Origin of the sequence: Pedobacter suwonensis (genome assembly GCF_900111825.1) — a bacterium.
Classification (GTDB): Bacteria; Bacteroidota; Bacteroidia; order Sphingobacteriales; family Sphingobacteriaceae; genus Pedobacter; species Pedobacter suwonensis.
In genome coordinates this window covers 146370-168763 of sequence record NZ_FOJM01000003.1, presented here as the reverse complement: position 1 = coordinate 168763, position 22394 = coordinate 146370, and the positions used below count along the sequence as shown (strand labels likewise).

The following is a 22394-nucleotide window of genomic DNA, read 5'->3' as shown; positions in this document are numbered from 1 at the left end:
ACCTCTGGTTTATAAGTTTAAAGGCTTATTATTTAACATTCCGTTAGATGAATCTAAAAATACCTGCCATATTGGCCAATATTGCTGAAGGTTGGGGTCTTTTGTATAGAGGGCGTTCCAGTATGAAACCGTTTCTCCGGTTGTAACCATCGTCCAGGCTTTATTTGAAGTGTACCCTAAAGCAACTCCCTGCGCGTCGGTATCTCCCAATTTCAACCCATAAATTTCCACCGTTTCGCCATTAGCAGCTGTCCGGTAATAGATTTTGGCGGGTAGGGCAGCATATTTACCCTGCCTGTTTTCTAACTGCTGCAATTTAGTTTTGGCTTCAGCCAGTTTTGTGCCCAGCAAATTCCATCGGATCAGGTCACTTTTTCTCAACATTTCACCTGTAAATTCCAGGGCTCTTTCATTCACGATTGCCTCAAAAAAGGCCGATTTAGATGCAGTTGCCGTGGCCATAAAAGCGGTAACTTTATTAGGCGCTGTAGGGAAGGCCCTGTCTCTGATCATTTTTAGATATGGCGCAGCAGCTGCCGGCCCATCAAGATCGTTAATGGCTTCAGCAGCCATGAGCACCACATCGGCATAACGCATGTACATCCAGTTTAACCCATCATCATTGGTTGCCGTTACCCTTCTTTTCATCCACTCGTAACGGTATTTGCCAAAATACAAACGGCCAAGCGACGAAGGTACCTGTATCGCACCTTTTGTTCCATCGCCACCGTCCCACTCATAAGGCACAACAGTTACATCCCTGCGTACATCATCATTGTCATATTCGTACAGCATAATAGGGTTCGGTCCGTCAGTTCCGCCTTTATTCTGGCCTGTGTACTGGTCTGTTTTAATGTGTCTTACACCCAGATCAAAAATTACGCGTCCCCGGCCATCGCTAAATGGAATTTCCCACATCGACTCCAAACCTGCCGCACCGGTTTCCTCATTCAGTTTTCTAAAAACATCTTCAAATCCAAGAAGCCTTAATTTGCCACTGTTGATAATATCAAGGCACTCTTTTTTGGCAATGGCATACATTTTATCGTGCGATAATTCAGGATCAGAACTTAATTTAACTGTTCCATCAAGGCGCTGCGCATAGCCTCCTGCGGCTAATGCCAAACGCGCCCTTAAACCTTTTGCAAAAGCCTTGTTTACCCGCTCAACTCTCGCTGTTGTGGTGTTCTCGCCTGGCCATGGCAGGTAACCTGAAGCTTCATTTAAATCAGCTAATAATTGTTTATAGATGACATCACGGTCGCTTCTGGGCAGATAAGCGGTTGCAGTAGTAATGGGTTCAAAACGTGCCGGCACATCGCCCCAGCCTTTTATAAGGTCGTTGTATATCACAGCCCTCAAGGTTAAAATCTCACCGAGGATCTGCGCCATTGCAGGGTTGCTTTCTATATTACCATAGGTTCTAATGCCTCTTATGGCCAGGTTAGCTCTTTCAATACCTTCGTAAAATTTAGCCCATGCATTATCGGTAGTATTCATTTGGCTATTGTTCACATTACAGTTGTAATTAGAGAGTTTAGCTTTGTCATCATCAACTGATTTTAATGTATTGTATACTTCTGTATCATTGTTAAGTCCGTAGAACACTAAAAAACGGCCCCTGTACGAATTGGTTTCCCCAAATGATTGAAGTACGCCAGCTATAGAGCCTTCAGCTAAACTTGGGGTAGAGAAAATAACAGACTCATCTAATGAAGATTTTGTTGGTGCATCTAACGTTTTTTTACAGCTACTAACAAATGCTATTCCTGCAATTACAAATAACGTATATATAACTTTTTTCATTTTCTTGAAATTGAATGGTCTTCTAAAAATTAACGTTTAGTCCGAATAAGTAAGACTTACTTCTTGGGTAAGCAGAATAATCAACTCCGGGTGTAAGTGGTGTATTTCGTCTCGTTGAAACCTCTGGGTCGAAACCGGTATAATTAGTCCATAACCAAACGTTATAAGCAGAAGCATAAAACCTTAATTTTTTCATCTTTAACTTGCGCGATATTTTTTCAGGTAAAGTATACCCAAGGGTAAGTGTCGATAACCTTAAAAATGAACCATCTTCCACAGCCCAATCGCTTAAAACAAAAGTTCTGGTATATGGCGACCATAGGGTGGTGTTTGCATTCATGGCAGATAATTCAGCAGGATCGTTACTTATTGTTCCGTCTGCCCTTAAATTTGTCCAGCGCTGTCCGCTTTCCATAATCGAAATCAGGTTTCTGGAAGCGTATTTACTGGTAGAGGTATATTCGATCTTATTGGCATTATACACATCGTTTCCATAACTCCAGTTAAAATACGCACCAAGATCAAAATTGTAAATTCTCGAGTTAAGCGAGAAACCGCCAGTATTTAACGGATTGGTGTTACCGATGATAGATCGGTCAGATAAATCAATTTTTCCATCCCCGGAGATATCTTCAATTTTCATTGTACCTGGGCGTACGGTGCCTACAAATGCAGTAGCATCAACTACGCCTGGTTTTAATATCCATTTGCCGCTGGTGGCATTGTAACCTGTAAAGTCAGAGACTTCATATCTTCCGGCACTTTTATATCCGTAAATACGGCCAATTGACGCGCCTTCCTCTACCAGATAATCTACACCAATTTCTGTTGATGCCCATCCCGAGGTACCATTAATGTTTTTAACCGAACCTAGAGAAATAACCTTATTGCGGTTAAAACTGATGTTCGCATTAACCGTTAGGTCGAAATTTTTTTCTTTTATGGCATTCCAGTTTACAGAAAATTCTAAACCTTTATTCTGTGTTTGGCCCAGGTTACGGTATTGTGCATCGTAGCCCGTACCTCCAACAGGGAATAAGATGAGAAGGTCTTTTGTTTTATTTAAGTAGGCATCAATTGTTCCCGTAACTTTTGAATTAAATAAGGCAAAATCAAGTCCGATGTTTCTGGTGATGGTTGTCTCCCACTTTAGATCGGGGTTTGCCATAATTTTAGATGCCGCCCAATAGTTGTTGAAACCATTTATCCAGGTTGTAGTGGAGTTTTGGAACGATTGGGTAATTTGCCCTGGAGGGATATTGTTGTTACCTGCAGCACCATAACTTCCCCTTAATTTTAGATCTGTTAACCACGATGTTGTACCGTTCATGAAGTTTTCCTGAGAGATTCTCCAGCCGGCAGAAACCGATGGAAAGTAGCCCCAGTGGTTTTCGGCAGAAAATTTAGAAGAACCATCCGCCCTGAATGTTGCGCTTAACAGGTACTTGCCTTTATAATCGTAATTGGCCCTGCCGAAAAACGAAAACAATTTATCATCAGGCAGAAAGTTGTTATCGATTATCGAAGCTTTACCTTGAGTGGTTAATACCCTGGTTTGCTCGAATCCAAAAGTTTTAGGAAAGCCATGCACTTCAGTAGTTAAAGTATTCTGCTCCGTTTTAATAAATTCCTGACCTAATAAAATATTAAGGTTATGGCTTTTGCCAAGAATCTTACTGAAGTTATAATTAAGCGTATTCGTATTTCTAAAACTATTTCTAGTGGTGTTCATGGAGTTCAGCGTCGGCAGATTAGGATAATCGGCAAGGTTTTTTACATAGTAGGTTGTAATGCCGTAAAAGCGGTCCTGATCATTCCTAAATCCATCGTAACCTACTTCAGACCGAAGTTTTAAATTATCGATAATTTCATAAGTTGCTGCTCCGTTGATATTATAGGTTTTACGGTGCACATACTGGTCGTTATCAGAAATGGCTACCAGTGGATTGTATAAATTAAATTCATCATTGGTATCTGTCGATGCCGTTAAGCCCGGTACTGGAAAGGATGGGTATAGAATGGCATATTTTAAACGGGAGTCGGCTGAAGATTTTTCATTTTGCTCATTTGCTCCACCACCATTGGTCTTGGTGTCGGCATAGCGAAAACCAAAATCTAACGTTAAGGCGTCATATAATCTGTGGTTTAATTTAAAATTAATGTTCTGTCTTTTAAAATCAGACATTTGCATAATGGCCTTATCGGTAACAAAGCTATGGCTTAGGCTGTATTTGGTTTTGTCGCTTCCACCTGTGATGCTTAAGTTCTGGTTAAAAGTGGTTCCTGTACGTCCGAATACCAGGTCTTGCCAATTGTTTTCAGCAATATTATCATATAAATCTATATCCTGGTAATTCCCGAAATATTGAGTGTAATCTGTTGGGGTACCATCCAATAATGCGCGTTCGTATTGCCAGTGTACATAATCTGAAGCGGACAGTACGTCTAGTTTTTTGGCTAATTTTCTTATTCCCCCGAAAACATTATAGGTAATATTGGTTTTTCCGTCTTTACTGTTTTTGGTGGTAACCAGTATTACACCGTTAGCCCCTCTTGAGCCGTAAATGGCTGTTGATGATGCATCTTTTAACACATCAATTGATTCGATGTCCTGTGGGGCGATGTCGGCTATTGAAGTTACCGGAAAGCCATCAACGATATAAAGCGGGGAGTTATCTCCCGTAATAGATCCACCTCCTCTTACCCTTACGTTGATCTGTGCATCCGGCGATCCTTCCGATGAGGAAATATTAATACCAGCTACCCGGCCCTGTATGGCCTCGAGCGCAGAAGATACCGGCGCGGCGGCGATTACATCAGCACCTACAGAACCAACGGCACCTGTTAAGTCTTTTTTACGCACAATGCCGTAACCAACATTAACAGTTACCTCTTGAAGATTGTTGGCGTCTTCATCTAAAGTTACTGATAGTTTGGTTTCATTTGTAACCGAAACATTTTTGGTTTTATAACCAATGTAGGTAAAAGTTAAAACTGCAGCATTTGTAGGCATGCTGATCTTGAAAGTACCATTCGTATCGGTACTGGCTCCATTTTTTGTGCCAGCAACGGTAACACTCACGCCAACCAGCGGCTGGCCGTCTTTTTTATCTTTTACGGTACCGGTAACCTGCCTGGTTTGTGCATGAGTTACAGATAATCCAAAAAAAGAGAAAAATGCTAAAAAGAGTAGAACTCTGCTCATAATTTATTTATTTGAAAGTGATTTGGTTATTTAAGCTGTTGCAATCGCTTGCATGTAGAATATAATTCTATTTTGAGATGTTATAGTTGGTTTATATTTGGTCACATTAGATTAACAATTTTACAAACTAAAAAGCAATTGAAACCAGATTTAACTAAAAAAGTGTGCAAACGTTCCCAAAAACGTTGACTTAACGTTTATAATATTGCGGTACAAATCGCCTTAAAAAGATATTTTTTGTAACTTGTACGCAATACGAACATGAGATTTGAAACATCTACCATTAAGGATATTGCTAAAGCACTTGGGCTGTCAACTTCAACAGTGTCCCGTGCTTTAAGAGACCGTTACGAAATAAGTGAAGAGACTAAAAAGCTGGTTTTGGCCTATGCCGAAAAGGTTAATTACCGAGCCAATCCCATTGCACGAAGTTTAAAAGAACGCAGAAGTTATTCTATCGGCATTATTGTGAGCGAAATTGCAAACAACTTTTTTTCTCAGGTGATTAACGGTATCGAATCGATAGCCTATGATAAGGATTATCATGTGATTATTTCACAAAGCCATGAATCATACAAGCAGGAAAAGCTAAACGTAGAGCATCTGGCATCACGCTCTATTGATGGCTTGCTGATTGCACTTTCGTCTGAAACGCAGGATATTGATTATTTAAGAGAATTATATGCCAAAGGCTTACCCATTGTGTTCTTTGATCGTGTGCCGGGGGATTTTGAAACCCATAAGGTAATTGCCAATAACTTTAAAGGTTCTTTTGATGCTACAGAACACCTTATTTTATCAGGAAAAAGAACCATTGCGCATTTAACCAATTCCGAAAACCTCTCTATAACGAAAGAAAGATTAGCGGGCTATAAAGCAGCTTTAGCCAAATATCATATCGAATTCAGGTCCGAATTGGTGAAATATTGCCAGCATGGCGGCATGCATAGCGCAGAACTGGAACAAGCAGTGAAAGAATTGTTGCCGCTTAAGCCCGATGGGATTTTCATTTCGAGCGACCGCTTAACCACAGGCTGTATTATGGCGCTAAAGAAAACCAATCCTGAGGTGGCACATAAACTTGCCATTGCAGGTTTTACCAATTCTAATCTTGTCGATTTGTTTTCGCCATCTCTCACTTCTGTAAAGCAGCCCGCATTTGAAATGGGACGGGTAGCAACCGAATTATTAATTTCAATGATTGAAGCGAAAAGGCCTGTTACCGAGTTCGAAACAAAGGTTTTGGATACGGAGCTGGTACATATGACGAAGCATTGAGCAACTGGTGTTAAGCAGGTGGCGCTGGGCGTATAGCGCTTATGAACGCTTATCGCTAAGCCCCCAAATGCTTTGCTCTAAACTCCCAACCCTCAACTCCAAACTAATTATTACCTTTGCAGTATGGTAGAAATCATATTAAAAAAGGGTAAAGAAAAAGCAGCACTACAAAGGCATCCATGGGTATTTTCCGGAGCATTAGAAAAAGTTAAGGGAAAACCCGAAGACGGTGATGTGGTAAAAGTTTTTGCTTTCGATCATGAATTTCTCGCCTATGGATACTTCAACAGCAATTCGCGTGTTGCCGTTCGTTTGTTAGAATGGGATGAAACGCAAACGATTGATCACAGCTGGTATCAAAACCGCTTAAAACAGGCCATTGCCTCACGTCAATTCATTTTAAACGAACAAACCGATACTTGCCGTTTGGTTTTTAGTGAGGCTGATTTTCTGCCGGGTTTAATCGTTGATCAGTATGCCGATTTCCTCTCGTTGCAGATTTTAAGTTCCGGAATAGAGAAAGTAAAAGCAGAAATCGTAGAAATTTTAAAAACTGAATTAAATCCAAAAGGAATATTCGATAAAAGTGATGCAACTGCCCGTAACCATGAGGGCTTGCCTGTTGAGAATGGATTACTTTGGGGAGAAAATCCACCAGAGTTTTTGGCGGTAAAAGAAAACGGGATTATTTACCATATTAATATAGCCGAAGGGCAAAAATCAGGTTTTTACTGCGATCAACGTGATAACAGACACATTTTAGCAAGTTATACAAAAGGGAAGAAAGTTTTAGACTGTTTTAGCTATAGTGGTGGTTTCAGCCTGAACAGCCTGGCAAATGGCGCTGCAGGTGTTACCAGTGTTGATAGCTCGGGCCTAGCCATTGAAACGCTAAAGCAAAACGTTGCCCTCAACCAATTTGATGGCAAAACAGTAACGGCTATCCAATCGGATGTGAATAAACAACTCCGGGCTTTTAAAGAAGCGGGTAAGTTGTTTGATGTGGTTGTGCTTGATCCCCCTAAATATGCGCCATCGCGTTCAGCGTTAGATCGTGCAGCGAGGGCTTATAAAGATTTAAACCGTTTAGGCATGCTAATGCTGGAAAAAGGTGGTCTTTTGGCAACTTTCTCCTGCTCTGGTGCCGTTGATATCGAAACCTTTAAACAGATTATTGCCTGGGCAGCGCTTGATGCAGGCAAAGAAGTGCAGATTATCAAACAATTCTGCCAACCAGAAGATCATCCCGTACGGATTTCCTTTCCTGAAGGAGAATATTTGAAAGGATTGTTGTTAAGGGTGCTTTAAGTCATGCAAACTATTTTAACTACTAAGACAAGTAGCCTGAAGTTACTTTGAATATAACGGGCATTAGGTGTCTTAGTAGTAAATTGAAATCAATAACAGATTATCCAACCATCACTTTAGCGGTAATGGCCAACCTGTTCCAGGCATTAATGGTCACTATAGCCATAATAATCTGCGCCAATTCCTGTTCGTTAAAAAAGCCGGACGCTTTTTGATAAGTCGCATCGGAAACATGATGACTGATTAAGGTCACTTCTTCTGTTAAAGCTAAAACAGCCTCCTCTTTCGGGGTAAACAAGGTCGTTTCCCGCCAGGCATTTAATAAATACAAGCGTTGTTCAATCTCGCCTATTTTACGGGCATCTGTTGCGTGCATATTTAAGCAAAATGCGCAGCCGTTAATTTGAGATGCACGCATTTTAATCAATTCCAGAAGAATGGGATCCAGTTTGCTGGTTGATAAATATTTCTCCAAACCATACATGGCCTGGTAAGCTGCGGGTTCTGCTTTTGCGATATCAATTCTACTTTCCATTTTATTTGTTTTTTGATTACATTGTAAAGTTCCTGATTCCGTTATCGAAAAAACTTAATGTAGTTTAAGAAATGAATTATTTAACCGCAAAGGGCAATAAGGCTTTCGCAAAGTGCGCAAAGTAGGGCTAAAAGTCTTCTTAGTTCGCCATTTAAATGTTACTGGGAAAATTGATGCGATTCCTTTCGATCTCAGTGCACAAATCTATAGGTAATTTATTGATATAGAACTTGCAGGTTTCTCTATTCCGCTTTGCTCCGGTCGAAATGATTAAAATCAGTAAGCCCAGCCCTGCGTGCTTCGCGTTTCTTTCTCTGCGAACTTTGCGGTTTACAACGATTATTTCTTTGCCCTGATTTTACTTAAAAATTCAGGGGTAAAACCCAGGTAAGAAGCCAGCATATATTGTGGCACACGTTGTACAAATTCAGGAAATAAACGATTGAAATTGCGGTATCTTTCTTCCGCTGTTTGGCTATAGAGGAATTTTATCCTGCGTTGAGAAGCCTGATGGTTTTTTTGAAGGATTAATCTGAAATACCGTTCCAGCTTGGGCAATTTATGGAACATTTCATCATAATGGTGGTTTTCAATGGCGATTACTTCAGTTGGTTCTGCTGCCTGTATATAAAACTCAGATTGTTCCTGAAAAAGAAAGCTGGTTAGATCGGTAATCCACCAGTTTTCTATCGCAAATTGAGTAGTCTGTTCAGTACCTTTCAGATCTATAAAATATAGCCTTAGGCAGCCTTTTACTACAAAATATTTTGCCCTGCAGGTTTGCCCTTGCTCTAGTAAAAAACCTTTCTTTTTAACAGAAATAAATTGAAGAAAAGACGCCAGAATTTTCTGCTCATCTTTATTCAGGTTTACAAATTTATTAATATGCTGATGAAGCGCGCTACCCATGATTGATCATTAACTGTGCGAAAATAACGATAACTATCAGGATTCGGCTTCACTAGATTGAGGATAATTTAAATCAGAGCAGAATACTGTAAATCTTCACCGCTTACATATCTGCGGCTTTTAAAATGTCGCTTGCATAATTGCCCCAGTCTTTTAATGCGCCTTTTAAAATATCGCTCAGCTGTTTTTTACTAACAGGCTTTCCTTTAGTGGGTGCCTTAAGCTTGTCGTCAGCTATTTCTACATCCTTTACTCCGGTGGCGAACCAGGTAATATGTTCACGCGGCAATGCCACACCTAATATCATGCCCGGCAAACCGCTAAAGGTTTCCGGTCCTCCTGATATCGGAATGCTTTCTGCATAAAAAGCGACCACATAGATTGAATCCATTATCAGGGCGTTTGCCCTACGACAATCGTAACCAGCAATGGTTCTGAATTCGTCTGTTATTTTCCAGTTAATCTTGCGGATAGAATCTTTAACGAGGTAGGTTTCTTCGTAAACTGATTTTTGATTGATGCCCGTACCTGACTTTAAATTTGTTAATATAATATTGTTCTGTTTAGCAGAAGCGAAATTGTTAGCCCAACTGTTATTAGTGCTTTCATCAGCCATTGGATTAAACAGCGTCAGGTCGTTTTTAAAAATAAGCTCACTTTTTAAAGTTTTAAACTGCGGGTTATTTTTTTGGTACTGTTCCAGGGCCTGGGCACTCCAAAAATTATCCGGGTAACGTTTTGCCTGATCCTTTAGCAATGCATATATGTTTATTTTCTTTTCAAACTCAATAATACCCTGGTGTACAAATCTGGCATTTTGCGCCATTGCATAATTTATCGTGCAGATTAGCGTGAGTATAGCGTGTTTTAGTTTCATTTATAATGCTTTAAAATGTCTGTTTATACGGTTTCGTTATAGCTGATGCAATTATTTTTGAGGTGTTCCTCCACCCATTTTATTAAAATCCCAAACTAAAGAGAACATAAAATATCGGCTGATATTATTGTAATTGGTTTGTGTAATCATGTTCGAATAGGCATACCGTCTAAATCCACGGTTTTGGTTGAATAAGTCATTTCCACGGATGGTGAATTTCAAATCTTCCTTTTTGAAGAAGGATTTTGTAATCGAAGCATTAATGATGATTTGCTCAAAACTAGTGTTAAATGCCGGCGATTTTGGGGTATAGGTATATTCGCCATCGGCCTGGAGTTTGATTTTCTTTGGTAAAGTAAAGCTCATGCCTCCCCAACCCTGTAAGCCCCATCCTTTATTAGACCGTTCTTTTTGTAACGAAGCAACCTGTGCATTATAGCTTGGGCCAAAACTTAAATAAATTTCACTTTTATCTTTGTATCGGTTAATATTTAATGAAGGACTAAAATTGGTGTTCACTATCTGGTTTAATTCTACCTCATCGCTGAACTGACTTTTTACATAACTGTAACTGGTACTACCACCTGCGTTTAAACTTAAGCCTATCTCGGAATCAAATAAAAATTTCAGCTTTCTGTTGATGCTGCTGTAGATATTGTAATTGATGGGTGTTTTTCCGTAGAGATTAACTGACTGGGCAATTGTTTTTCCAGTGCTATCAGTTTGCGTATTGCTAACAATGGCTTTATTTACAAACCCGAAACCGCCGCTTATGTATATTGATTGTTGGCTTAAAACTTTATAAGAATTATAACTTGCATTAAAGCGGCTGTTAAATGATGGGGCCAGGTTAGGATTGCCTAAAGGTTGATACAGTGGGTTATCATTTACTTTTACAGGCTGCAACTGGTCTACCGTTGGTTGGTTGGTTGGTGTTTCCGTTATAGCCGATGCGGAAAGATTTTTGTGCAGAGAATTTATACTGATAGCTGGCTTGTGGCAACCAGTTAACAAAACTCCTTTTATAACGCTGGCCGGAAAGCTGCTCCAGCTGATCGAAATTTACAGCACTTAACTTACTTCCTAAACTAATGGTTGTTTTGGTGGTTTTATAATTAAAAACTGCTCCACCCTGATTGATATATTGTGTGGCTTTAAAATCGTTACTAAACTCTTTATCCAATACATTATAATTTCCTGGTGTCGATTGATTAAAGGATTTGCGGTCAGAACGGCTGTCATTAAGGCCAAATCCATAATTCAAAACTAAAGCTAGCGACTTGCTCAGTGGCTCGTTATAGGTTAAATTGGTACTAAGGACAGCATTACGGGTGGTGTTCGTTTTAAACTGATCGGTTACTGCACCGCCCTTTTTTACACCAGCCTCGTCAAAATATTTTACATCCGAATATAAAAAACCTTCACTGGTGATCTGGCTAACCTTTTGACTGATATTAACCGAATAATTACGGCCCGGTTTTTTAAGCTTCTTGGTATAAAGTGCAGAGATGTTAAAATTTTGCTCTTTACCATCATTGCTGTTATTCTGGTCATTACTATTTAACTTAGAGTTGTCGCCTCTTAAACCCTCACTTTTTGAATTAGAGGTATTGTCGCTGTTTTTAAGCATCCCATCAACGGATACCTTTAAATTACTTGTAGTATCCAACTTCACGGTATAAGTGGCATCCAGTTTTTGCCTAAATACATTCCGGTCAGAAGTTTCGTTGGTATTGGTATTGATGATCCCATCTGGTAAATTATTTTGGCTTATGGTATTTTTAGTGGTTTTAATCCCTAAAGCACCCAGTTTATAATTGGTATTAATCGTTTCCTTATCATTGTTCCATTTATTATCATAATGTGCACCCCCGGTTATTGCCCTTGGTATACCCTCTCCATAATAATTACCACTTTCTAGTTCATCTCCGCCACCATAGCTAAACCAGATACTTCCATCATCACCCATTTGCATATTATCGTTTCCTGCACCCAGTTTGTTGTTGTCCTGCCAGCTTAGTCCCGTTGTACCATTATTGCCAGCTGTGCCATAAACAGAAAACTTCTGTTTTGCTTTAAAGCGATTGAACAATACCTGGCCCTTATAAAAATCATGCGTACCGTAACCCGCATCAACTTTTCCGAAATAACCGCTTTTTTTATCTTCTTTTAGTTTAATATTGATTGTCTGTGTTTTCTGCCCGTCATCAACCCCGGTAAATGCCGCCTGGTCGCTTGATTTTTCGTAGAGTTGTACCTTATCTACCATATCCGCCCGTAAGTTTTTAGTGACCAGTGTTGGATCATCGCCAAAAAACTCTTCGCCATCAACCAATACTTTCGGTACGGTTTTACCCTGTGCGGTTATCTTTCCATCTTTATCTACCTGTATACCGGGCAGCTTTTTTAGTAAATCTTCTACCTTATCATTCGGCTGGATATTATAGCTTGAAGCATTGAATTCTGTAGTGTCGCCCTTAATTTTAATGGCTGCTTTTTCTCCCTTTATAATTACATCAGCAAGTATTTTCGCCATTCCCGTAAGGTTAATGTTACCAAAATCTTTTACATGGGTGGTAGAATCGAGTGTGAAATGGTCTACAAAATCGGCATACTTCGGATAGGAAACCAGTAAAATAAATTTTCCGTTTTTAATTCCGGTAAGTTCGAATGTGCCATTCTCTGCTGCCCGGGTAAATTTTACCAAAGTAGAATCTTTTGCATTTAAAATGGCTATTGATGCTCCTGACAAAAGCGCTGTAGATGCGGTGTCAATTGTTCGGCCTTTAATGCTGTGAAGACCCTGCGCTTTGGAATAAATGGTGATAAAAATAAAAAAGCATAGCGAGAGCAGTAGACGTTTCATAGATAGGATTTGGTTTTGTTTACCGAATATAAACTAATGCATTAGTTATTTGTAATAGTTTAACTTTTTTTAACAAAAAAATATGCTTCATGGCAGTGTTTAAAGAGCTATCTTCTTTAAAAACCTGGATAAAATTACTTGTATGGTCCTCGTTTAAAACGAGGATCGTTGAGTGCTGCATTTTTAATGCGGATAAGAAATCTGGTTTGTTAGGATTTCAAATCCTGATCAATAGAAAAAGTTTGCGCTGGAAGCGCGTTTCTCATTCATCCTCGTTATAAACGAGGACGATTTTACCATTTCAAATCCTGCCAGCATATAATTACAGATCGAATTTTATACTTGTATGGTCCTCGTTACAAACAAGGGCGATTTTTATAATTTAAATCCCGACAACATTTAATTACAGACTGAATTTCAGACTTGTATGGTCCTCGTTTAAAACGAGGATCGTTGAGTGCTGCATTTTTAATGCGGATAAGAAATCTAGTTTGTTAGGATTTCAAATCATGATCAATAGAAAAATTTTGCGTTGGAAGCGCGTTTCTTATTCATCCTCGTTACAAACGAGGGCGATTTTACCATTTCAAATCCCTGCCAGCATATAATTACAGATCGAATTTTATACTTGTATGGTCCTCGTTACAAACAAGGACGATTTTTATAATTTAAATCCCGACAACATTTAATTACAGATTGAATTTCATACTTGTATGTGGTCCTCTTTTAAAACGAGGATCGGTGAGTGCTGCATTTTTAATGCAGATAAGATATCTAGTTGGCCAGGATTCAAATCCTGACCAATAGAAAAAAGGTTTGCGCCGGAAGCGCGTTTCTCATTCATCCCCGTTACAAACGAAGACGATTTAAAATTTCAAATCCCGGATATTTCTGATTAGAGATCAAATTTAATGCCCTGCGCCAATGGCAAGGTATTCGAATAATTGATGGTGTTGGTTTGCCGGCGCATATAAGCCCTCCAGGCATCCGATCCACTTTCACGGCCACCGCCAGTTTCTTTCTCCCCACCAAAAGCCCCGCCTATTTCAGCGCCCGAAGTACCGATATTTACGTTGGCTATACCACAGTCAGATCCCTTAGCTGATAAGAACTGTTCTGCTTCTCTTAAATTTAGCGTCATAATGGCTGATGATAACCCTTGCGGGACAGCGTTTTGTAAGGCAATAGCCTCCTCTAACGTTTTGTATTTAATCAGATATAAAATGGGTGCAAAGGTTTCGTGCTGAACAATTTTATAATCATTCTGAACCTCGGCAATGCATGGCTTCACGTAGCATCCGCTCGCATATCCATCGCCCACTAAAACACCACCTTCTACCACAAAATGGCCGCCTTCAGCCTTACATTTAGCTATCGAATCTAAGTAGGCTGCAACCGCATCGGTATCAATCAGCGGACCTACATGGTTGTGTTGATCTAATGGGTTGCCAATGCGTAACTGTGCGTAAGCTTTAACCAGCTTTGCGGTAAAAGCATCATATACACTTTCGTGGATAATTAACCTTCTGGTTGAAGTACACCGCTGGCCTGCAGTACCAACCGCGCCAAATACCGCACCGATTAAACTCATATCCAAATCGGCATGTTCTGAAATAATAATGGCATTATTACCGCCGAGTTCCAACAGGCTTTTCCCTAGTCTTGCACCCACAGCAGCTCCTACCGCCTTGCCCATGCGTGTTGATCCGGTAGCAGAAATTAAAGGAATCCTTCCATCATTGGTCATGAGTTCGCCAATTTCCCGATCGCCTAAAACCAGGCTGCATACGCCTTCAGCTATATCATTATCATTAAAAACTTTTGCTATAATATGTTGGCAGGCTATAGCGGTTAAGGGTGTTTTTTCTGATGGTTTCCAGATGCATACATTGCCGCAAACCAAAGCCAGGGCTGCGTTCCAGCTCCAAACCGCTACCGGGAAATTAAAGGCCGAGATAATGCCAACAATTCCCAGTGGATGCCATTGTTCGTACATCCGGTGGTTGGGGCGTTCGCTGTGCATGGTTAAACCATACAGCTGCCTGGATAAACCTACGGCGAAATCACAGATATCGATCATTTCCTGCACTTCGCCTAAGCCTTCCTGTAAACTCTTTCCCATTTCGTAAGAAACTAATGTACCCAGGGCATCTTTATTTTCACGAAGTGCATCGCCAAACTGGCGTACCATTTCTCCCCTTTTAGGGGCTGGAACCGAACGCCAGGCCGTAAATGCCTCCTGTGCTTTGGTTACAACAGTATCATAATCGGCTGCGCTGGCAACTTTAGCCGAAGCAATCAGTTTGCCATCCACAGGAGAATAACTCTCCAATGTTTTCGCGTTTGCAGCCCCGCCCCAGTTACTTCCTGTGCTGTAGGCTGCATTTTCTGCTTTTATGCCTAATCTGTTTAAAATAGATTGAATATCTGTAGCCATATTTCTAACGGTTTATACAAAAAAACAAAAAAATAAGGGAATGCAGTCTACATTTTGCCCTTAACTTTATCACAATTCTTATATCTTACCCTAGTTTTACTCATCATCAGTATTAAATGAAAAACATTAAACTATTATTGGTTGCGCTTTTATGCTTCGGACTCAACCTTAATGCGCAGCCTAAAAAGGATACCAATACCCTGCTTTGGGAAGTATCAGGAAATGGATTAAAGAAACCTTCTTACTTATTTGGAACACATCATTTTACAAACAAAGAGTTTGCAGATACGATGCAGGTTTTACAGGAGAAATTAAAATCGGTTAATGGTGTGGTGGGCGAAATTGTAATGGATGGAACCTTACAGGGCCGGATGGCCCCATTTTTAGTAATGAAAAACAATACACTTGACAGTGTATTTACCCCAGCCGAATACAAAGAGGTAGACGATTATATTAAAGCCAGAAATCCCGCTGTAAACTTAAAGCAATTAAACCGATTTAAGCCAGCAATGGTTGGTGTGCTGATTATGCTTCTTGACAACCCTGAAATGAGAAGTCTAATGAATGGCATAGACGAAAGCTTTCAAAAATATGCAAAAGCCAACGCTAAATCTATACACGGCTTAGAAACGGCCGAATATCAGGGCGCATTGTTATTTGATGACGATCTGCAAAAACAGAAAAAAGCCCTGCTTAAATCAGTCAGGGAATCGGATAAGAATAAGATTAAATTGCAGGAACTAACGGGTTATTACCTGGCGCAGGATATCGATAAATTAACCCAGTTCTTTAAAGCACAGGATGAAGAAACTAAAGAGTTTATGACCGAGATGCTTAAAAACCGAAATCAACGCTGGCTGGACCAGCTCCCTGCCCTGATGGAAAAGGAATCGTTGTTTATTGCCGTTGGCGCCGGTCACTTAGTGGGTGACGAGGGCTTGATAAAGGGACTGCAGGCTAAAGGTTATACCTTAAAACCGATAGCAACCAAATAAAAGTAAATGGTAATTACCACAATTCTTAATATCTTGCCTTCAAGATCCTGACTTATTAAAATCATAAAAATGAATAAAAAAATTATTGCCTGTGGCATACTATTGGCAGCGGTTTTTGCAAGTAATCCGCTTTTGGCGCAGGAAAAAGCCATAGAAAAATCAAACCTGGGCGTTTATCGGGTAACCCCAACCAAAATCAATGATCTGGTGCATACCAAACTCGATGTTTCATTTGATTACGCCAAGCGCTACCTGTATGGTAAAGCCTGGATAACTTTAAAGCCTCATTTTTACACCACCGATTCACTCACACTAGATGCGCAGGGGATGGACATTAAAACCGTTGCGCTGGTTGGAGCCAAAGCAAATACCCCCCTTAAGTACACGTATAACGATAATAAGTTGTATATCAATTTAAATAAAAAGTATGCCAATAACGAAAAATATACAATATACATCGCTTATACAGCTAAACCTGACGAATTAAAAGTAAAGGGAAGTGCGGCCATAACCGATGCCAAAGGTTTATATTTTATCAACCCTGATGGTACCGATAAAAACAAGCCTACCCAGATCTGGACGCAGGGCGAAACAGAATCTTCATCGGCCTGGTTTCCAACAATTGACAAACCCGATCAGAAAACAACCCAGGAAATTTCGATGACGGTAAAATCGAAATACACTACCCTGTCGAACGGGAAACTGGTAAGCCAAAAAAATAATGCCGATGGTACAAGAACCGATACCTGGAAAATGGATTTACCCCACTCGCCATACTTATTTATGATGGCTATAGGCGATTTTAAAATCACCAAAGACAATTATAAAGGCAAAGAAGTTAGTTATTACCTGGAGCCGAAGTACGCACCATACGCGAAACAGATTTTTGGTAAGACGCCTGATATGATCCAGTTTTATAGCAATTTATTGGGCGTAGATTATCCATGGAATAAATATGCGCAGGTGGTAGCCAGAGATTATGTTTCAGGGGCGATGGAAAATACTACAGCCACTTTACATGGCGAACAGGTACAAAAAACAGACCGCGAGCTGTTGGATGGAAACGAAGAAGGTACCATTGCACATGAGCTTTTTCACCAATGGTTTGGAGATTATGTCACCGCTGAATCGTGGTCTAATTTAACCATGAATGAATCTTTCGCCACTTTTGGCGAGATCATCTGGCATGGGCGTGATGCCGGCAAGGATGCGGAAGATAAATCGCGTTACGAAAAATTACAGTCTTATCTCGGTTCAACTAAAAAAGGCGAAAGCCCGGTTTTGGCCCGCTTCTATTACAATGATAAGGAAGACATGTTCGATAATATTAGTTATGCCAAAGGCTCGGTCATTCTGTATGCCCTAAAAAACCAAATGGGCGATGAAGCTTTCTACAAATCGCTTAACCGCTACCTCACTACCAATGCCTTTAAAAATGGCGAAACGCACCAGTTGCGTCTGGCAATGGAAGATGTTACCGGAAAAGACTGGAGCCCTTATTTCAATCAATGGTATTACAATGGTGGTCACCCGATTTTAAGTATCGATTATGGTTATGAAAATGGAAAAGCAACCATTAAAGTTAAACAAACACAAGATACCAGCGTACAAACCTTTACGTTGCCGGTTAAACTTGATATTTATGCAGGAGGTAAAAAAATCAGGAAAGAAATTCTGATCAATAGCCGTGAGCAGGATTTTAGTTTTGAGGTAAGTGCCAAACCAGATTTAATCGATTTTGATGTAGATAAAATTTTAGTTGGCGAAACCAATGACAATAAAACGGCCGAAAACTATTATTTTCAATACAAAAATGCGCCAAGTTATGCCAATAGGATTGAGGCTATACAGTTTATTATGCAGAGCAAAGCCAACAGCGGTCAAATGGTGCTATTAGAGGGTTTGAAAGATAAATCGGCAGATTTACGCGCATTAAGTATTGCCGGCATTAATTTAGAAGATGCCCAGATTAAAGCAGCAGCGTTACCTGTTTTGCTTCAGATTGCCAAAACAGATAAAAATACAGATGCCAGAGCAGCTGCAATTGTGAAGTTAGCAGAAACCGGAGACCAGGCCTATAAAGCTTTAATGTCAGAAAGTTTAAAAGACAGATCTTACAGGGTAATTGCTGCGGGCGTTGATGGTTTGGCTAAACTGGCACCGAAGGAAACGACGTCGGCCATAGCAGCGTTAGATGAAGAGACGAGGGCGCATATCGCACCGTCAATCGCTACCTTATACGTCAGCGATCCAAAAGATGACTATCAGGCATTTTATGATAATATTATGCTTACAGGTGATAGGGATAAGATATTTGGTGTAATTGGTCAGTATTTTCAGTATTTAAGAGCAAATACCAACCCTGCAGTTACCGAGCAAGGTATAACGAATATTGGTAATGCTATTGAAAGATTAAAATTGCAGCCTTATTTAAACAAACAACTTGCTGGTGCTTATAATGCTACTGCCCAAGGCAAAACTAAACAGGCAAATGCTGCAAGCGGAGAAGAAAAAGTCAAATTGAATAAGCAGGCGGAGTTATTTAAAAAAGGAGCTGCCGATTTAGGAAGGGAGTAATTCTTATTCCTCCAGCAGGTCGTCATTTCGACCGGAGTGCAACGAAGTGGAGAAATCTGTGTTTGATAGATCTCTCCATTCCACTGCGTTTCAGTCGAGATGACGACTTTTTTTATTGATATGCAGTAACTCCTAGGATTATACAAGATCTATTTACAGCCTATTTTTCCCCCGTATCAATAACGTAAACGGTTTGCCAGTCCTGGTTTCTTCATCGCTTTGAGCAAATCCCCTTATAATAAAGCAGACAAAAACAGGGCAAACACGGTTAATCCTTTCATCCCTCTTCATTAGTATATGCCATAAATTTATAGTATTTTTGTGGAAGAAGGGAAAAGGAACCGCGATGTTGCAACAAATCTATCGATTATCCACACATCTTAACTATAGTTAACAGGCTTTATATTCAGCTGTTTAGCGCTTTTGCGGCTATTGATGTTAATAATTATTTTAAAAACGGATAATTAAAATTGCTAAAATTATAATGTGTTTTTCTGCTTATTGGCACGGTTCTTTAATAGTATAATATATGGAAGAAGAATTCTTTTTTGAATCCAACGAAGATGCACAACGTTCAGTAGAACGTTACGAAGAAATGCTGCGGAACCAGGATCAGTATTTTTTCGATGCAGGGGCATTCGAATACATTGTAGATTTTTACATTGAGAAAAATGATCCGGTCAAAGCTTTGCAGGTAGTTGATTTTGCAATCAGTCAACACCCTTATGCCACAATTTTTTTAATTAAACAGGCTCACCTTTACATCTTAACGAACAATAGCGAAAAGGCTTTTATCGCTTTGCAAAAAGCTGAGCTTTTAGAACCATCAGAACCAGATATTTATCTGCTCCGCGGTAATATTTTTCAGAATACCGAACGTTTTGACGAGGCTTTGGAAAATTATGAAAAAGCTTTGGGACTGGCCGAAAGTACGGATGAGATATTATTGCAGATGGCTTATGTTTACCAGAGTATGGGCGATTATGAAAGTGCCATTACCTATATCAAGCTTAGCTTAGAGCAGAATATGGAAAACCAGGATGGTTTGTATGAGCTTGCTTTCTGTTATGATGTGTTAGACAAACAAGAAGAAAGTATCAAATTTTATCAGCAATATATTGATACTGATCCATATTCTTATGCGGCCTGGTACAATCTGGGCAATAGTTTCCATAAGTTAAATCTTTTCGAAAAAGCGATTGATGCTTATGACTATGCCATCTTGATTAAAGAAGATTTCAGTTCAGCCTATTTTAACAAAGGAAATGCGCTGGTGCAGCTTGATAAATATGATGAGGCGATAGAAGTTTATAAACAGACTTTTGAGTACGAACAGCCCAATGCCGATACTTATTGTGCCATTGGCGAATGTTACGAGAAACTGGAGAAAATGGATGAGGCCCGTTCTTACTATAAAAAATCGGTAAAAATGGATCCTAAAATGGCTGATGCCTGGTTTGGGATCGGGGTTACACTTAATTTTGAGGAACGTTATTTCGAATCATTACACTTTTATAAAAAAGCGATAGACCTGGAAGCGGAGAATGCAGATTTCTGGTTCGCCATGGCCGATGCTTATTATAAGCTGGGCCAGATTGATGAGTCGATCGAAGCATATGAAAAAGTACTGGAGTTTAATCCTTTGGATGTTGAAGCCTGGCTGGATTTTAGTACTGTGCTCTATGAACAGGGAAAATTGCGTGAAGCAGCGGAAACAATGGCGGAGGCAATTAAAAATAACCCTGAAGCTGCAGAACTGTATTATAGGATGGTAGCCTATCTTTTCGCCATAGGAAACTATGCTGATGCATTGGGTTACTTGGAAACCGCTTTAACAACCGACCCAGATAAACATTATATTTTGTTTGAATACCTACCGCAATTACAGGATAATAGTGCCATTTTGAGTGTTATAAACAGATATATAAGGTAACGACCTTGTGAGAAAAATTTAACAAATAAATCTGAAAATTTTTTTCACTTTTGTACGCATATGAATTATCCTTTATTAAACGTTCCCGAACGTCCGACTAAACCGCGCCAAAAGGGCTTAACAATGGTTATGGATAAGGGATTGAGCCTACGCCAGGTTGAAGATTTTATTGAAGTTGCCGGCATACATACAGATATTGTAAAATTAGGTTGGGCAACATCGCATGTTACGCCAAACCTTAAAGAAAAACTGGCTTTATATAAAAGCGCAGGCATTCCTACCTATTTTGGTGGAACATTATTTGAAGCTTTTATTATCCGTAACCAGTTTTCAGATTACCAGCGTGTTTTAGATCAATACGGAATGGAATATGCAGAAGTATCTGATGGGTCTATCGAAATTGAGCACGACAAAAAATGTGGATTCATTAGCGAACTGGCTAAACAGGTTACCGTTATTTCTGAAGTAGGCAGTAAAGATGCCGCTAAAATATTTGCCCCTTACAAGTGGATCAAATTAATGCAGGCCGAAATTGAGGCAGGCTCATGGAAAGTAATTGCAGAGGCCCGCGAAGGTGGTAACGTTGGTATTTACCGTGGAAGCGGTGAAGTACGCGAAGGATTGGTTGATGAAATTTTAACGCAGATTCCGGAAGAAACCATTATCTGGGAAGCTCCTCAAAAAGAACAACAGGTTTGGTTCATTAAGTTGATTGGCAGTAATGTAAACCTGGGTAATATTGCCCCGGCAGAAGTAATTCCGCTGGAAACCATTCGTTTAGGATTACGTGGTGATACTTTCGATTATTTCCTGAATAAGGTAAAATAAAGACAAAATTCGTCATTGCGAGGCGCATAGTTAAATAAATCTTACAGGTTTCAAAAGCCTGTAAGGTTTGCTTGTTATATCAATATGAAAACATACGGTTTAATCGGTTACCCACTTTCTCACTCGTTCTCAAAAAAATATTTCACGGAAAAATTTCAAAATGAAGGCATTACCGATCATCAATATGAGCTTTTCCCGATCGCAGATATAAAATCGTTGCCTGACCTGCTGAGTGAAAATCCATCACTTTTTGGCCTTAATGTAACCATTCCGCATAAGGTTAATGTGCTGTGTTATTTAAATGAAGTAGATGAAGCTGCAGAAAAAATTGGTGCTGTAAATTGTATTTCAATCAGAAGCTTTGAAGGTGAAAGCTATTTAAAAGGTTATAATACCGATGCTTATGGCTTTGAAGAATCGCTAAAACCACTGTTAGGACCGCAACATAACAAAGCGCTTGTTTTTGGCGATGGTGGCGCAGCAAAAGCGGTAAAGTATGTTTTGGAAAAGTTGAATATCGAATACCAGACAGTGGTGCGTAAGGCAACTGCAGGAAACATATTATATTCGGAGATTACACCAGAAATTTTGGATTCGCATAAATTATTAATCAATACCACGCCGTTGGGCATGTCGCCAAATGTAGATACCTTTCCGGATATTGATTACAGTTTAATCGGGCCTGAACACCTGGCTTACGACCTGGTTTATAACCCACTCGAAACTGCATTTCTGGTTAAGGCTGCTGCTGGCGGTGCAAGAACAAAAAACGGACTTGAAATGTTGCATCAGCAAGCTGAAAAAGCCTGGGCCATCTGGAATAAATAATTTAGCTTATCT

15 protein-coding genes are annotated in these 22394 nt (G+C 39.8%); 7 read left to right on the top strand and 8 right to left on the bottom strand.

Going from position 1 to position 22394, the window contains the following annotated elements:
• Positions 1-9: 9 nt before the first annotated feature.
• Together BM107_RS05200 and BM107_RS05195 are read right to left on the bottom strand one after the other, a co-directional pair.
• Positions 10-1806 (bottom strand): RagB/SusD family nutrient uptake outer membrane protein, encoded by a 1797-nt coding sequence (locus BM107_RS05200; RefSeq protein WP_090981009.1) that lies wholly within the window; start codon positions 1804-1806, stop codon positions 10-12.
• Between the two features lie 22 nt (positions 1807-1828).
• Positions 1829-5011, bottom strand: a complete 3183-nt coding sequence (locus BM107_RS05195) for a SusC/RagA family TonB-linked outer membrane protein (RefSeq protein WP_090981008.1) — start codon at positions 5009-5011, stop codon at positions 1829-1831.
• 261 nt (positions 5012-5272) lie between these two features.
• Between BM107_RS05195 and BM107_RS05190 the strand changes: the two genes are divergently transcribed.
• Positions 5273-6289 (top strand): LacI family DNA-binding transcriptional regulator, encoded by a 1017-nt coding sequence (locus BM107_RS05190; protein ID WP_090981007.1) that lies wholly within the window; start codon positions 5273-5275, stop codon positions 6287-6289.
• A 123-nt stretch (positions 6290-6412) separates the two neighbouring features.
• Complete coding sequence (locus BM107_RS05185) at positions 6413-7597, top strand: class I SAM-dependent rRNA methyltransferase (protein WP_090981006.1); 1185 nt, start codon at positions 6413-6415, stop codon at positions 7595-7597.
• Positions 7598-7697: 100 nt separating this feature from the next.
• Here the strand turns inward: BM107_RS05185 and BM107_RS05180 are convergent, their stop codons facing one another.
• From BM107_RS05180 to amaB, 6 genes are all read right to left on the bottom strand, one after another.
• A complete protein-coding gene (locus tag BM107_RS05180) occupies positions 7698-8132 on the bottom strand; it encodes a carboxymuconolactone decarboxylase family protein (RefSeq protein ID WP_090981005.1) in 435 nt (144 codons plus the stop codon).
• Positions 8133-8471: 339 nt separating this feature from the next.
• Positions 8472-9041, bottom strand: a complete 570-nt coding sequence (locus BM107_RS05175; RefSeq protein WP_090981004.1) for a Crp/Fnr family transcriptional regulator — start codon at positions 9039-9041, stop codon at positions 8472-8474.
• A 103-nt stretch (positions 9042-9144) separates the two neighbouring features.
• Positions 9145-9918 (bottom strand): GLPGLI family protein, encoded by a 774-nt coding sequence (locus tag BM107_RS05170; protein WP_090981003.1) that lies wholly within the window; start codon positions 9916-9918, stop codon positions 9145-9147.
• Positions 9919-9969: 51 nt separating this feature from the next.
• Entirely contained in the window at positions 9970-10824 is an 855-nt protein-coding gene (locus tag BM107_RS25185) for an outer membrane beta-barrel protein (RefSeq protein WP_262987378.1), read from the bottom strand.
• Positions 10802-12784 (bottom strand): TonB-dependent receptor, encoded by a 1983-nt coding sequence (locus BM107_RS25180; protein ID WP_262987377.1) that lies wholly within the window; start codon positions 12782-12784, stop codon positions 10802-10804. The genes BM107_RS25185 and BM107_RS25180 overlap by 23 nt, the downstream gene beginning before the upstream one ends.
• Before the next feature lie 895 nt (positions 12785-13679).
• On the bottom strand, positions 13680-15221 hold the full coding sequence (gene amaB, locus BM107_RS05160; protein WP_090981002.1) for an L-piperidine-6-carboxylate dehydrogenase: 1542 nt from the start codon (positions 15219-15221) through the stop codon (positions 13680-13682).
• 116 nt (positions 15222-15337) lie between these two features.
• On the opposite strand from amaB, the gene BM107_RS05155 reads away from it, so the two are divergent.
• The 5 genes from BM107_RS05155 to BM107_RS05135 all read left to right on the top strand — a co-directional run bounded on the left by BM107_RS05155 (position 15338) and on the right by BM107_RS05135 (position 22382).
• Positions 15338-16216, top strand: a complete 879-nt coding sequence (locus BM107_RS05155; protein ID WP_090981001.1) for a TraB/GumN family protein — start codon at positions 15338-15340, stop codon at positions 16214-16216.
• Positions 16217-16285: 69 nt separating this feature from the next.
• Positions 16286-18793, top strand: a complete 2508-nt coding sequence (locus BM107_RS05150) for a M1 family aminopeptidase (protein ID WP_090981000.1) — start codon at positions 16286-16288, stop codon at positions 18791-18793.
• Between the two features lie 529 nt (positions 18794-19322).
• The gene (locus BM107_RS05145) at positions 19323-20726 is read left to right on the top strand and encodes a tetratricopeptide repeat protein (protein WP_090980999.1); all 1404 of its coding nucleotides are present in this window, start codon (positions 19323-19325) and stop codon (positions 20724-20726) included.
• 60 nt (positions 20727-20786) lie between these two features.
• Positions 20787-21554: a phosphosulfolactate synthase gene (locus BM107_RS05140; protein WP_090980997.1), complete on the top strand. Its 768-nt coding sequence runs from the start codon at positions 20787-20789 to the stop codon at positions 21552-21554.
• Between the two features lie 84 nt (positions 21555-21638).
• Complete coding sequence (locus BM107_RS05135; protein WP_090980995.1) at positions 21639-22382, top strand: shikimate dehydrogenase family protein; 744 nt, start codon at positions 21639-21641, stop codon at positions 22380-22382.
• Positions 22383-22394: the final 12 nt, after the last annotated feature.